Source organism: Rhodococcus sp. MS16 (assembly GCF_013277795.1).
GTDB classification, from domain to species: domain Bacteria; phylum Actinomycetota; class Actinomycetes; order Mycobacteriales; family Mycobacteriaceae; genus Rhodococcus_F; species Rhodococcus_F globerula.
Genome location: NZ_VBTM01000017.1, coordinates 114,291 through 127,364, shown reverse-complemented (window position 1 = coordinate 127,364; position 13,074 = coordinate 114,291). Strand labels below are relative to the sequence as shown.

The following is a 13,074-nucleotide window of genomic DNA, read 5'->3' as shown; positions in this document are numbered from 1 at the left end:
ATAAATGACTCGTAATCACACCAGCAACAGCAAGGTCTTGGATGAGTCGACGATTGATCACCCACACCAGGCAAGAACGGCTGGACGGCATTCTCGAATGCTTGATGGCAGATGAATCGGCGTCCGCACAATCGCTGGCCGCTCACTTCGACATGTCGTTGATGACGGTCCACCGTGATCTCGACGAACTTCAACGCCGCGGAATAGTCCGAAAGTTCAGGGGCGGAGTCAGCATCGAACGAACCAGCAGTTATGAGATTGCAGCACCGCTGAGGCGTCGCATCGCCACCGAACAAAAGTTGGCGATCGGCGCTGCTGCTGCCACCGAGGTTGCTCCGGGGCAGGTGATAATGCTCGACGATTCCACCACCGCCTCCCACATGATCCGCCACTTGATCGAGATCGAAGAACTTCGGGTTGTGACGAACTATCTGCCCTCACTTCGTGAACTGTCCGAAGTGACCGGCATTTCGGTGACCGCTATCGGCGGCGACTTCGACTCCGGTCATGAATCGTTTGTCGGCGAGGGTGCAGCCAAGGCCGTGCGCGAACTGCGGGTCGACGCTCTGTACTTCTCGACGTCGAGTGCTGATCGCGACGGCATGTATCACCAGGAAGAGAAAGTCGTTCGGCTCAAATCGGAGATGATTCGGTGTGCCGGTCGGCGGGTTCTCCTGATGGACAGTTCCAAATTGGCGCACACCTCGCTACATCGAGTGTGTGGTTGGGACGTGATCGACGAGTTGATCACCGATGACGGTGCACCACTGGGGATTATCGAGGATATCCGTGCACAGGGTGTTGTGGTGCGCGTCGTTGGATCCGATCGTGTTGAGCTACAAGAGGAAGGAAAGTCCTGATGCTGCAAGCGGTCTTCTGGGACATGGACGGCACACTGGTGGACACCGAGCCGAGTTGGTTTGCGGCGGAGCGTGCCTTGATGTCGCGGTACGGGGTGGAGTGGTCTGACGAACAGGCAACAGCACTGGTGGGGAAGGCCTTGCCGGACTCTGCTGCGATCCTTCGCGCGGCGGGGGCGGATCTCACGATCCGCGAGATAGTCGATGAACTGGTGGCCGCCGTCGTGGCGGGTGTTCGGCAGTCCATCGAGTGGCGTCCGGGTGCCCGTGAGTTGTTGGCGCAGGTTCGCGACGCCGGAATACCCAGTGTGTTGGTGACGATGAGCGAGGCGCCGTTGGCGGAGGCTGTTGCGAGCGCGCTCCCACCGGGAACATTTCAGTTGATGGTTACCGGAGACATGGTCGAGCACGGTAAGCCGCACCCGGAGCCGTACTTGCGGGCCAGAACGGATCTCTCGGCGCTGACCGGCCCGATCTCCATGGATCAGGTTGTGGCGATCGAGGACTCGATTCCGGGATTGGCGTCGGCGATTGCCGCGGGCGCCGTCGCAGTGGGCGTGCCGAACATGGTGAGTCTGAAGGAAGATCCAGGCGTTGTCCTGTGGGCGACGTTGGCCGGAAAGTCGGTCACGGACCTCGAGGAGTTGGTGGCTGGGCGAGCAGCGTCGCTCGAATTGCAGTCGATCTGAAGACGTGAAGGTCCCACCGCGAACGAAACTGCGGCGGGACCTTCGTGATTCAGTGCTTACACGTGCACAGCGGTGTCATCGGTGGACAGGCGGGTGCCGGTGGTCGGGTCGAAGAGGTGCATGCTTTCGGCTACGGGAAGAACGTCGAATCGTGAGCCGATCGGCGGCGCACTATTTCCTTCCTCGCGAATCACCAACTCGTGGCGCTTGCCGTTGATCATGGTGTGGCCATAGACAAATGCGTCGGCGCCCAGTTCTTCGACAACGTCGACAACGACGGTAATTCCTTTGTCCACCCGCACAAACGACTCCGGCCGGATACCCACTGTGACGTGGGGAGTCAGTGAGGCATCGGCGACGGAACGTGGAACGCGGTACGCCGTCCCGCCGAGTGACATCTCGCCGTCGTCGAGGTCGAGATCGATGAAGCTCATGGCGGGTGAGCCGATGAATCCGGCGACAAAGATGTTGGCGGGACTCGTGTACAGGCGGCGAGGCGTATCTACCTGCTGCAACACACCGTCTTTGAGCACCGCAACACGATCACCCATGGTCATCGCTTCGACCTGGTCGTGGGTGACGTACACGGTGGTGACACCGAGTCGGCGGGTCAGGGAGGCAATCTGCGTTCGAGTCTGCACTCGCAGTTTGGCGTCGAGATTGGACAGCGGCTCGTCCATAAGGAATACCTGGGGATTGCGAACAATGGCCCTACCCATGGCAACTCGTTGCCGCTGCCCACCGGAAAGTGCCTTCGGTTTGCGATCGAGGTACTGCTCGAGATCGAGTACTCGTGCGGCTTCGAGGACCCGTGCTTCCCGTTCCTGCTTCGGCACCCCGGCGATCTTGAGAGCAAAGCCCATGTTTGCTCCCACGCTCATGTGTGGATAGAGCGCGTAATTCTGGAAAACCATCGCGATATCGCGATGCTGAGGTTCGACGTCGGTGACATCACGATCACCGATCAGGATGCGGCCCGAATCAACAGGTTCGAGTCCGGCGAGCATCCGCAGAGACGTCGATTTCCCGCAGCCCGACGGCCCGACGAGTACAAGGAACTCTCCGTCTGTGATATCCAACTCGAGTTGGTCGAGTGCGGGTCGATCGGTTCCCCCATATGAACGAGTTGCGCGGTCGAAAGTAACGCTGGCCATGGTGATTCCCTTCACGGGCAGGAACGTGCCCGACGATCCGAGTGAGTGGGCGAGAGTATCGCCTCTGTAACTGAACACGAGCCGGGTGAACGGAGTGTGGCGCACAGCAGAAATGCCGGGTATCGCACTTCCATTGAACTACAATGCAGCGCATGCTGATTCATCCGACACTTCGCGTACAGTCCTGGGGCTTCGTGATCGGATCGACGCTCTTTGCACTTGGTTCAGCCCCCTACTTGTCGTCGCTTTTCGGAGCAACGCTCGTGAATCTTCTCTTCTTTGTCGGGTCGTGGTTCTTCACCGCAGCGGCGATTGTTCAATTGGCGCTCGCCGGTCCCGTCATCATCACTGATTCGGGTAGGCCTGCGGTACGCGTTGTGTGGTTGTCTGCAGCGGTGCAATTGCTCGGCACCATCATGTTCAATATCAGCACCGGATCAGCTATGCGCACGCTCAATGTTCGTGGAGAGATCAACCTCGTGTGGAATCCCGACGCCGAGGGGTCGATTGCGTTCTTGGCGTCAAGTTTTCTGGCGATACTCATGCTGTGGCGCTCGAATACGCGCTGGGCGTCTCGATCGGCGGAATGGCAAAGTGTGTGGCTCAATGCTCTCGGATCTATCGCATTTGGCGTGTCCGCAGTCGGTTCGTTCATTCTGAAAGACGGGAACACGCTTGATCCCAACGTGGCGAACATCGGCACCTTTGTCGGCGCACTGTTCTTCCTGTTCGCTTCTGCGGTATTCCTCGGAAGAAGTCGCCCCGGTGCGCTAGTGGCGGAACCGGCCTAGCAAGACTGTGCTGCTCGGAAGGAGCCGTCTTGCGCGATCAGTTTTAGTCACTTAGACTAAAACTCATGAACACGGTGAAGAACGATCTCGAAACTGTCGAGGCGGCAACAACCTCGACCGAGCTGTTCGGAAGCGCCACCACGGATTCGGAATCGCGCCGGCAGGCGAAGCGTCAATTCCATTGCTTGGTTGCTGCGATCCATCCGGATCGGGCGCAGGCGAGTGATGTTGCGCGATACGCTGCCGCAACAACTCGGTTGAATGAGCTGTACCGCAGTTGGGTGGCGGAAGCCGAAGCAGTGCAGTCATCCGCGACATATGTCGGGGACAACAACGAGTACGTGTTGGGTGATGTCCTCGCCCGAGGTTCGGTGGCAACTCTCTACCGTGCGCAGGACCGATCCGGGGCATCTGTTGTGGTGAAGATCCCTCGGAGTCGGCGAGCGAACCCGCTGATGGAGACTGAGAGGTCGGCGCTCACCGACATCCGCGGCGCGCCGTACGTCCCGACGCTGGTCGACCGCATTTCGGCGGCCGACCCAACTTCAGGGGAAGTTCGCCGGATCAATGTGCTCGATGATCTGTCCACCGGCTTTGTCACCCTCGCCGATGTTCGCCGCGCTTACCCGAACGGCCTCGATCCACGAGACTGGGCCTGGATGCACCGACGCCTGTTGCGCGCACTTGCGGCAGCCCACCAGGCGGATTGGGTCCATACAGCGATCGTCGAGGAAAATGTGCTGATACAGCCCGAATTACATGGCCTGGTGCTGGTGGGCTGGTCGTTTGCGACTCGTTCAGGAATGCGGCCGGCAGCAAAGATCAGTTCCTGCCGAAGTGCCTATCCACCGGAACTTGGCGAAGCAGCTTCCCCGGGGTGGGACATATACATGGCGCATCAGTTGATGACGACCATGCTCGGCGACCGAATCCCCAGTCGTATGAAGACTTTTGCACTGGGGTGTATGCAAGACAATCCACGACGACGCCCCGACGCCACTGATCTCCTCGGCGAGTTCGACGAACTCCTCGAGCTTCTATACGGCGAACGCACCTTTCGGGCGTTTACCGTCCGCCCAATCTGAAAGGCAGTGATTCATCATGGGATACGGATATTGGGACGACAACACATACCTGGCGGGCAAGACATTCCGTGCCGCACGCGGTGTCGACGATTTCGGGTACACCGACACGCTACGGTCGCGTCCGCGAAACAGTTGGAAAGCAGATCCGAGTCTCGATCCGTTCGGTGTAGACAAACGAGAATGCCGGGATTCGGATGGACACCCTGATTCTTTGCCTATTGCAGTGCTTTTCGACGTCACCGGTTCGATGGGTGCCGTTCCGCGCATCATGCAGGACAAGCTCGGGAAGCTGCACGGATTGCTGCAACGCAAAGGATATGCAGACGACCCGCAGATTCTGTTCGGTGGAATCGGCGACGCAGATTCCGATCGGGTTCCCCTGCAGGTAGGGCAATTCGAATCGGGTAACGCGATGGACGAGCAGTTGCGCACCATCTTCCTCGAAGGAAACGGTGGTGGTCAGAAATCGGAAAGCTACGAACTGGCAGCATATTTCATGGCGCGTCACACGAGCACCGACGCTTGGGAGAAGAGGGGCCGCAAAGGTTACCTGTTCATCATCGGCGACGAATTGAACAAGCCGCGACTGTCGGGTCGTCACATTCGCGACGTGATCGGTGACAAGGTTCGGCGCGATATTTCCGTTCCCTCGGTGTATCGGGAACTGGAGCAAAAGTGGAACGTCTACTTCGTGTTGCCCAATCAGTCGTCGTACTACAACGATCCGGAGATCGCGGACCACTGGACGGATCTCCTGGGTGAACGCTTCCTCAAGCTCGACGATCCTGCTGCCGTGTGCGAACTCATCGCCCTGACCGTGGGGATCGGTGAAGACCGCATCGACTTGAGTGACGGATTGGCCGACCTTCGCGATGTGGGATCGACAGCCGAGGCCAAGACGGTGCACAAGGCACTGGCGAGAATCACGAGAAGGACGCCCGCACGGGTGGCTGCATTGCCGAAGGATCTCGGAACAGGCTCGGATGATGTCGATTTCGACTGAGTTAGGACAGAGACTGAGGGAGGACACAATGGACGCTCGGAGTGACATTATTGTAGTCGACCTCGGCTTCGGCGACGCCGGAAAGGGTGCCACGGTCGACTGGCTCTGCTCACCGCAGGCAGATATCGATGTGGCAGCAGTGGTTCGATTCAACGGAGGTGCGCAGGCCGCTCACAATGTCGTGAACGGAGAACGCCACCACACCTTCTCGCAATTCGGATCGGGGACGCTCAACGGTGTCCCCACGTTTCTCTCCCAGTTCATGCTGGTCGAGCCGATCTCTTTGGCGAGGGAAGCGCGAGCGTTGGAAGCTGTTGGCGTGCAAGATCCATTCGATCTGTTGACCATCGACGGGCGGGCACTGTTGACCACGCCGATTCACGTTGCGGCCAATCGAGCGCGTGAGGATGCGCGAGGTGACAATCGACATGGCTCGTGTGGCAAGGGAATCGGTGAGACGGCGGCGTACGCGCTCGAGCGCCCTGATGCGCCGACTGTCGGGGACTGCCAACGGCCGGATGTGCTTGCTCGCAAGCTCGAGAACATGGCGGCGTACTACGGACCGTTGATCACCGACAGTCGTCATGGGTTTCCAGAGATAGTGGACATGGTCGACATGTACGCGGAATGTGCTGCAGTAGTGGATATTGTAGGCCCTGGGGCGCTGGAGTCCATCGGTGCACGTGGCCGATTGGTCTTCGAAGGCGCACAGGGTGTCCTCCTGGACGAGTGGCGTGGATTTCACCCGCACACCACGTGGTCGACGGTGGAACCGTCTAATGCCCGCGCAATGGTCTCCGAAATAGGCAGGGAGAGTTATGTGCTCGGCGTGACCCGCACGTACACCACGCGTCACGGTGCCGGGCCCCTTCCGACGGAGGACAGCGCGCTCGGGGCGGTCCTGCCGGAACCGCACAACGGCGTCGGCGAGTACCAGGGGTCATTTCGGGTAGGGCACCTCGACACACTGCTGCTGCGGTACGCGATCGAGGTCTGCGGCGGCGTCGACGGGTTGGCCCTCACGCACCTCGACGCGCTGGAGCGTGCGACAACGGCGGGAACCCCGATCCAGGGTGTGGACAGGTATGACGGGTGCGCGGGTACACCTGTCGGACTGATCCCCGTCGGAGAGTGGAAGGATCTCGAACACCAGGCAGCGTTGACGGAAGCGCTGCGGGCCATGTCGGCTGTGAGACGGGACGTTCCGGCAGAAGCCGAGCCGTTTATCGATTACCTGGGTAGCGAGGCCGGCGTTCCGGTAGTGCTTACTTCGGACGGACCGGACCGGGCCGACCGTCGGCTTCGCGCCGGCGTGCCTGCATGATGGATGGCGTGGAACAGTCACTTGTCTCGATCGACGTTATCGCTCTGCGTTTCGGCAATCCGGAACCGGGCCAGTTGCGTTTTGCCGTCGCGCAGCGGCAGGCAGAACCGTACACCGGGCAGCGTGCGTTGCCCGGTGTACTGCTCGGTGCGGGTGAACGGCTCCAGGATGCGGCTCGGCGAGCAGTGACCACCAAGCTCGGGCTACCCGATGACGCGATTCTGGCGAGCGGACAGTTGGCGGTGTTCGACGAACCTCATCGAGACCCGCGTGGTCCGACACTGTCGGTGACGATGTGGGCCGTGATCACTTCGGGTGACGTGCCTACGGGTGACATCACCCCGGAATGGGTGAGCTGGGATAACCCGGGTGATCTTGCCTTCGATCACAATCGGATAGTGGCGGATACCCGGCCGATCCTTGCGGACTCTCTGTTGTGGCGCGATGAGGTCTTCACTCGGGCACTGACCGGTGCGTCGTTTCCGGCGTCCTATGCGTTGGCCGTCGCCGAGGAACTTTCCGGCGCCCGTCCGGACCCCGGCAATCTCAACCGCACACTCAAATCCTTACCCGGACTGGAACGTACCGACGAGCGGGTGCGGGTCAGTACAACGGGTCGCCCGTCTGTTGTGTGGCAGTGGAGCGCGGACACCTAGAAGTTTCCGCGCATCGCCTGTTCACGCTCGATCGCCTCGAACAGTGCCTTGAAGTTGCCCAAGCCGAAACCGAGTGAGCCGTGGCGTTCGATGAGTTCGAAGAACACGGTGGGTCGGTCGCCGATCGGTTTGGTGAAAATCTGCAGGAGGTAGCCGTCCTCGTCTCGATCGACGAGGATGCCTCGTTTCTGTAGTTCGTCGATGGGGACCCGTACCTTGCCGATGCGGGCCCGCAGCTCGGGATCTTCGTAGTACGACGCCGGTGTCGACAGGAACTCGATTCCTTCGGCAACAAGTGCGTCGACGGCGGCCAGGATGTCGGCAGTGGCGAGTGCCAGATGTTGGGCGCCCGGGCCTTGGTAGAACTCCAGGTACTCGTCGATCTGTGATCGCTTTTTCGCGATGGCGGGTTCGTTGAGCGGAAACTTGACGCGGTGGTCGCCGCTGGAGACCACTTTGCTCATCAGCGCGGAGTAGTCGGTTGCGATGTCCCCACCGACGAACTCCGCCATGTTGGTGAAGCCCATGACGCGGCGGTAGAAGTCGACCCACTCGTCCATCTTCCCGAGTTCCACATTCCCGACCACGTGATCGAGAGCTTGGAAGATGTGCTCGGGAGCGCTGTGGCGGGCCACGAATGACGATGTGCGACTGACATATCCGGGCAGATACGGTCCGTGGTATCCGGACCTGTCGACAAGTGTGTGGCGCGTGTCGCCGTACGTCGCGATGGTGGCGAGGCGGACGCTGCCGTGATCATCGGCAATGTCGTGCGGTTCGGCAATGACCTGCGCGCCCTGCGTAATTGCGTGCGCTATGGCTTTGTCGACATCGGGGACGTTCAAGGTGATGTCGCGGATACCGTCGCCGTGTACGCGATGGTGCTCGATCAACTCGCTTGCCGGGTCTACTGCTCCCTTGACGATGAAACGCACTGCGCCGCTTTCGAGTACAAACGCGTGGTGGTCGCGGTTACCGGTGGATGGACCCGAGTAGGCCACCAATGTCATGCCGAAGGCGGACTGATAGAAGTGGGAAGTCTGGGTGGCGTTGCCGACGATCCACTCGAGTCCGTCCCATCCGTGGACCGGAAAGGGATCCGAAGCGTCGTCGTATTCGACCAGTCCCACCAGTTGGCGTAGTTGTTCGAGATCGAGTCCGGCCAGTCGTTCCTCGTCGGTGATGCTGTGTTCGATGGTCATCTCGTGTCCTCCCAGCGGTGTCGATGCATGTAGCTAAGTCCGGCGCTATGCAGCTAGTCAACGGGCGTGCTTCCTGCTAGCCGTTTCGACGGAATACCGCTAGATGGGTGTGGTTTTCCAGTCGCTGTGTATAGGTTGGAAGCCATGGCGGAATCGGTACGCAGTGCAGTGTCGATCGACGGTCTGGACCTGGCGCTGCTCGAAGCGATGCACACGCATCCGCGGGCGGGGGCACTCGAACTGTCGAGGGTGACCAGGGTAGCTCGGGCCACTGTGCAGGCCAGACTGCGCCGGCTCGAGGACGGCGGAATCATCGCCGGCTACGAGCCCCATATCGACTTGGCTGCAGCAGGTTTCGGTGTGCAGGCATTTGTGACCCTGGAGATCGCCCAAGGTGCGCTCGACACCGTCACGGTCAAACTCGAAGCCATACCCGGTGTGATCGAAGCGTTTGCGACCACGGGAGCCGGTGACGTTCTGTGCCGAGTTGCGGCCGCGTCGCATCAAGGTTTGCAGCAGACGCTGCTCGACCTCAATCGTTCGGGAGTAGCCACGCGCTCCACCAGCGTGATGGTTCTGTCGGTGGTTGTGCCGTTCCGGGCGTTGCCGTTGCTCGAGACCCTGGAGACTCGCAGCTCTGCCAAGGCGCCCGCGTATCGGGCGTGACTATTTCCCTGGTCAGCGCAGGTGCTCGCGGCGGGCCATCGTGCTGCGCAACCCTTCGGCGGCTGCACGCAGGACGGTTACCTGGCTTTCGGGCTTGAACCGAGTGGTGGGGCCGGTGACGCTGATGGCTGCCACCAGTTTGTCGTTGCTTCCGAATACCGGCGCGGCCACACACGTGAGGCCCGGCGCTGATTCTTCGCGTTCGAAGGCCACTCCGGTTTCGAAGACCCGGTCCAGCTGATTGCTCAGGATGCCGGGTGCGACGATCGTGTGCGGGGTGCGTCGGGTCATCGGTGCCGCGAGCACTTCGCGGCGAAACTCCGGATCCGAGTACGCCAGCAAAGCCTTGCCGATTGCCGTGCAGTACAGCGGAATTCGTCCACCGGTGCGCGAGGGGGAGTTGGCTTGGCGATGTCCACCGATCTTGGCGATGTACACGACGTCATGACCGTCGCGCACACCGAGATGCACAGTTTCATGGGTTCGCTCGTACAGGTCTTGCAGGAACGGCATCGCCATTTCCAGGAGGCTGCGCTCGAGCGAGGCGAGCATGCCGAGTTCGAACAGGCCGCCGCTCAGGCGGTAGCCACCCTCGACGCGGTCGAGTAGCCGGTTCGCGACCAGTTCACCGGCGAGGCGGTGCACTGTCGCCTTGTGCAATCCGGTCCGCGCGACAAGCGTCGCGAGGGGCACGGCGTGGTCGTCGGGGCGGAAGGCGCGCAAGATCGTCACGGCTTTACCGAGCACGGTGTCGAGGTTTGCGGCACCAGTCATTCGTCAATCGTATCGGTGAGTGAGACATCAGCCTGGCGTAGTGGGGTACAAGCCTGGAAAGTAGGGGTCATGAGCCAGCCCTCGAATTCCAGTACAGCGAGCGAGACCGACATCGCCGCTGCCGCGGATCGCCTCGCGACCGCCGCCGCAACCGGCGTGCCCTGCGCACCCGTGCGGGATCTGATCGGAAGTGAAGACCTCGTTGCCGCATACGCCGTGCAGCGCCGCGTCGACGAAATCCGTCGCAATGCCGGTGCCGTCGTTGTGGGCCGCAAGATCGGCCTGACCTCGGTGGCAGTCCAGCAGCAACTCGGCGTCGATCAGCCCGACCTCGGTGTTCTGTACGCCGATATGGACTTCACCGGCAGCGAGTCGATCCCGATGGACCGCCTGATCCAGCCCAAGGTCGAGGCCGAGGTTGCTTTCGTACTCGGTGCTGACCTCGTCGACGGACCGCTGGACAACGCCCAGGTTCGCGACGCGATCGAATACTCCGTCGCGGCGATCGAGATCTGCGACAGCCGCATCGAGTCCTGGGACATCAAGTTCGGTGACACCGTGGCCGATAACGCGTCGTCCGGCGTGTACGTCCTCGGCACCGAGCGTCACACCCTCGCCGAGGTTGAACCTGCTGACGTTGTCATGTCGATGAGCGTCGACGGCACCGAGGTGTCCACCGGCGTCGGAACCGCCTGCTTGGGCGATCCCATCGAGGCAGTTGTCTGGCTCGCCCGCACGGCCCGCGAACTCGGTCAGCCGTTGACTGCAGGTCAGGTCATTCTCTCCGGCGCTCTCGGCCCCATGGCGCCGGTTGTAGCGGGAAATGTCGTCACCGTGAACGTATCCGGACTCGGTTCGGTCACCACAAGTTTTTCCACTAAAGGGGACATCGCATGAGCAAGGTCAAGGTCGCGATCATCGGATCGGGCAACATCGGCACCGATCTGATGATCAAGGTGCTGCGTAATTCCGACTACCTCGAGATGGGTGCCATGGTCGGCATCGATCCCGCGTCGGACGGTTTGGCTCGCGCGGCGCGCCTGAACGTGCCGATCACCGCCGAAGGCGTCGAGGGCCTCGTCGGTCTGCCGAACTTCGACGAGATCGAGATCGTCTTCGACGCAACGTCGGCAAAGGCGCACGTCGCCAACAACGCACGCCTGGCACCGCTCGGCAAGCGCATGATCGACCTGACACCTGCCGCGATCGGCCCGTACGTCGTGCCGGCCGTCAACGCGGACGAGCACCTGGACGCACCTAACGTCAATATGGTGACGTGTGGTGGCCAGGCCACGATCCCGATGGTTGCCGCTGTTTCTCGGGTTGTCCCGGTGGCGTACGCGGAGATCGTCGCGTCCATTGCCTCCAAGTCTGCCGGTCCCGGAACGCGCGCCAACATCGACGAGTTCACCGAGACCACATCCGAGGCGATCGTGGCAGTCGGCGGTGCCCGCCGCGGCAAGGCCATCATCATCCTCAATCCGGCTGAGCCGCCGCTGATCATGCGCGACACCGTCTTCTGCCTCGTCGACGCCCCGGACCCGGCTGTTCACGAGGAGATCCGTGCGTCGATCGAGAAGATGGTCGGCGACGTCTCCGCCTACGTCCCGGGCTACCGCCTCAAGCAGGAAGTCCAGATCACCGAGATCCCGGCCGACCAGCCGGTCGAGACGTTGCTCGTCGACGGCAATCGCCCCACCCACCAGGTGTCGGTATTCCTCGAGGTCGAGGGTGCTGCACACTACCTGCCCGCGTACGCCGGCAACCTCGACATCATGACGTCCGCCGGAATGCAGATCGCGGAGCGCATCGCCCAGCAGAAGGAAGCAACCAAGTGAGCAACCGCAAGATCTTCGTCCAGGACGTCACCCTTCGTGACGGCATGCACGCTGTCCGCCACCGCATTTCGCCCACCGACGTCAAGCGGATCGTCACCGCTCTCGACGCTGCCGGCGTCGACGCGATCGAAGTTGCACACGGCGACGGTCTCGCCGGCGGCTCGCTCAACTACGGTCCCGGCTCGAACACCGACTGGGAATGGATCGAAGCAGCGGCCGAGGTGCTCGAGCACGCTCGCCTCACCACGCTGCTGCTTCCGGGTGTCGGCACGATCAGTGAACTCAAGCATGCCTACGACCTGGGCGTGCGCTCGGTTCGCGTTGCCACCCACTGCACCGAGGCCGACGTCTCCGCGCAGCACATCGAAACCGCCCGCGAGATCGGCATGGACGTCTCGGGCTTCCTGATGATGAGCCACATGGCGCCTGCCGAAGAACTGGCGAAGCAGGCCAAGTTGATGGAGTCGTACGGCGCGCACTGCGTCTACGTCACCGACTCGGGTGGACGTCTGGTGATGAACGACGTCGCCGACCGTGTTCGCGCCTACCGCGACATCCTCGACGAGGGCACCGAAATCGGTATCCACGCGCATGAGAACCTGTCGCTCTCGGTTGCCAATTCCGTTGTGGCAGTTCAGAACGGCGTCACCCGCGTCGATGCATCGCTCGCCGGTCACGGTGCCGGTGCCGGTAACTGCCCCCTCGAGGCATTCATCGCCGTCGCCAACATCGAGGAGTGGGAGCACGGCTGCGACCTGTTCGCATTGCAGGATGCTGCCGACGACATCGTCCGTCCGCTGCAGGACCGGCCCGTTCGTGTCGACCGTGAAACCCTCACGCTCGGCTACGCAGGTGTCTACTCGAGCTTCCTGCGCCACGCGGAGACCGCGTCGGAGCGCTACGGCATCGATGTCCGCACGTTGCTGCTCGAAGCCGGCCAGCGTCGTCTGGTGGGCGGTCAGGAAGACATGATCGTCGACATCGCGCTCACCCTCGCTGCAGAACGTGACCGCGCATCCGCCTGACACTCAC

General features: G+C 61.6%; 14 protein-coding genes. 11 read left to right on the top strand and 3 right to left on the bottom strand.

Annotated features, from left to right (window positions below):
* Positions 1 to 41 precede the first annotated feature (41 nt).
* Both FEZ60_RS28265 and FEZ60_RS28260 read left to right on the top strand, forming a co-directional pair.
* Entirely contained in the window at positions 42 to 860 is an 819-nt protein-coding gene (locus tag FEZ60_RS28265) for a DeoR/GlpR family DNA-binding transcription regulator (protein ID WP_045064910.1), read from the top strand.
* Entirely contained in the window at positions 860 to 1,549 is a 690-nt protein-coding gene (locus FEZ60_RS28260; protein WP_116104782.1) for an HAD family phosphatase, read from the top strand. The genes FEZ60_RS28265 and FEZ60_RS28260 overlap by 1 nt, the downstream gene beginning before the upstream one ends.
* A gap of 56 nt (positions 1,550 to 1,605) precedes the next feature.
* On the opposite strand, the gene ugpC is transcribed toward FEZ60_RS28260, so the two are convergent.
* Positions 1,606 to 2,703: a sn-glycerol-3-phosphate ABC transporter ATP-binding protein UgpC gene (ugpC, locus tag FEZ60_RS28255; RefSeq protein ID WP_116104792.1), complete on the bottom strand. Its 1,098-nt coding sequence runs from the start codon at positions 2,701 to 2,703 to the stop codon at positions 1,606 to 1,608.
* 152 nt (positions 2,704 to 2,855) lie between these two features.
* On the opposite strand from ugpC, the gene FEZ60_RS28250 reads away from it, so the two are divergent.
* From FEZ60_RS28250 to FEZ60_RS28230, 5 genes are all read left to right on the top strand, one after another.
* Positions 2,856 to 3,494 (top strand): hypothetical protein, encoded by a 639-nt coding sequence (locus FEZ60_RS28250; protein WP_033236690.1) that lies wholly within the window; start codon positions 2,856 to 2,858, stop codon positions 3,492 to 3,494.
* A 65-nt stretch (positions 3,495 to 3,559) separates the two neighbouring features.
* On the top strand, positions 3,560 to 4,579 hold the full coding sequence (locus tag FEZ60_RS28245) for a serine/threonine-protein kinase (RefSeq protein ID WP_172937657.1): 1,020 nt from the start codon (positions 3,560 to 3,562) through the stop codon (positions 4,577 to 4,579).
* A gap of 16 nt (positions 4,580 to 4,595) precedes the next feature.
* Entirely contained in the window at positions 4,596 to 5,582 is a 987-nt protein-coding gene (locus FEZ60_RS28240; protein ID WP_095887105.1) for a hypothetical protein, read from the top strand.
* Between the two features lie 28 nt (positions 5,583 to 5,610).
* A complete protein-coding gene (locus tag FEZ60_RS28235) occupies positions 5,611 to 6,906 on the top strand; it encodes an adenylosuccinate synthetase (protein WP_172937656.1) in 1,296 nt (431 codons plus the stop codon).
* Positions 6,903 to 7,562 carry an NUDIX hydrolase gene (locus FEZ60_RS28230; RefSeq protein ID WP_172937655.1) on the top strand — a complete coding sequence of 220 codons (660 nt, stop codon included), beginning with the start codon at positions 6,903 to 6,905 and terminating at the stop codon, positions 7,560 to 7,562. Before FEZ60_RS28235 ends, FEZ60_RS28230 begins: the two co-directional genes overlap by 4 nt.
* Here the strand turns inward: FEZ60_RS28230 and hppD are convergent.
* Positions 7,559 to 8,764 carry a 4-hydroxyphenylpyruvate dioxygenase gene (gene hppD, locus FEZ60_RS28225; protein ID WP_116104787.1) on the bottom strand — a complete coding sequence of 402 codons (1,206 nt, stop codon included), beginning with the start codon at positions 8,762 to 8,764 and terminating at the stop codon, positions 7,559 to 7,561. The two genes, FEZ60_RS28230 and hppD, sit on opposite strands and share 4 nt — an antisense overlap.
* A 144-nt stretch (positions 8,765 to 8,908) precedes the next feature.
* Between hppD and FEZ60_RS28220 the strand changes: the two genes are divergently transcribed.
* Complete coding sequence (locus FEZ60_RS28220; RefSeq protein ID WP_172937654.1) at positions 8,909 to 9,430, top strand: Lrp/AsnC ligand binding domain-containing protein; 522 nt, start codon at positions 8,909 to 8,911, stop codon at positions 9,428 to 9,430.
* Between the two features lie 12 nt (positions 9,431 to 9,442).
* Here FEZ60_RS28220 and FEZ60_RS28215 read toward each other — a convergent pair whose 3' ends face one another.
* Positions 9,443 to 10,204 (bottom strand): IclR family transcriptional regulator, encoded by a 762-nt coding sequence (locus FEZ60_RS28215; RefSeq protein ID WP_033236643.1) that lies wholly within the window; start codon positions 10,202 to 10,204, stop codon positions 9,443 to 9,445.
* Between the two features lie 69 nt (positions 10,205 to 10,273).
* Between FEZ60_RS28215 and FEZ60_RS28210 the strand changes: the two genes are divergently transcribed.
* From FEZ60_RS28210 to dmpG, 3 genes are read left to right on the top strand one after another with little or no spacing between them, the layout of a single operon-like run.
* On the top strand, positions 10,274 to 11,101 hold the full coding sequence (locus FEZ60_RS28210; protein WP_033236644.1) for a fumarylacetoacetate hydrolase family protein: 828 nt from the start codon (positions 10,274 to 10,276) through the stop codon (positions 11,099 to 11,101).
* On the top strand, positions 11,098 to 12,042 hold the full coding sequence (locus FEZ60_RS28205) for an acetaldehyde dehydrogenase (acetylating) (protein WP_033236645.1): 945 nt from the start codon (positions 11,098 to 11,100) through the stop codon (positions 12,040 to 12,042). Before FEZ60_RS28210 ends, FEZ60_RS28205 begins: the two co-directional genes overlap by 4 nt.
* Entirely contained in the window at positions 12,039 to 13,067 is a 1,029-nt protein-coding gene (dmpG, locus tag FEZ60_RS28200; RefSeq protein ID WP_033236646.1) for a 4-hydroxy-2-oxovalerate aldolase, read from the top strand. The genes FEZ60_RS28205 and dmpG overlap by 4 nt, the downstream gene beginning before the upstream one ends.
* Positions 13,068 to 13,074 lie beyond the last annotated feature (7 nt).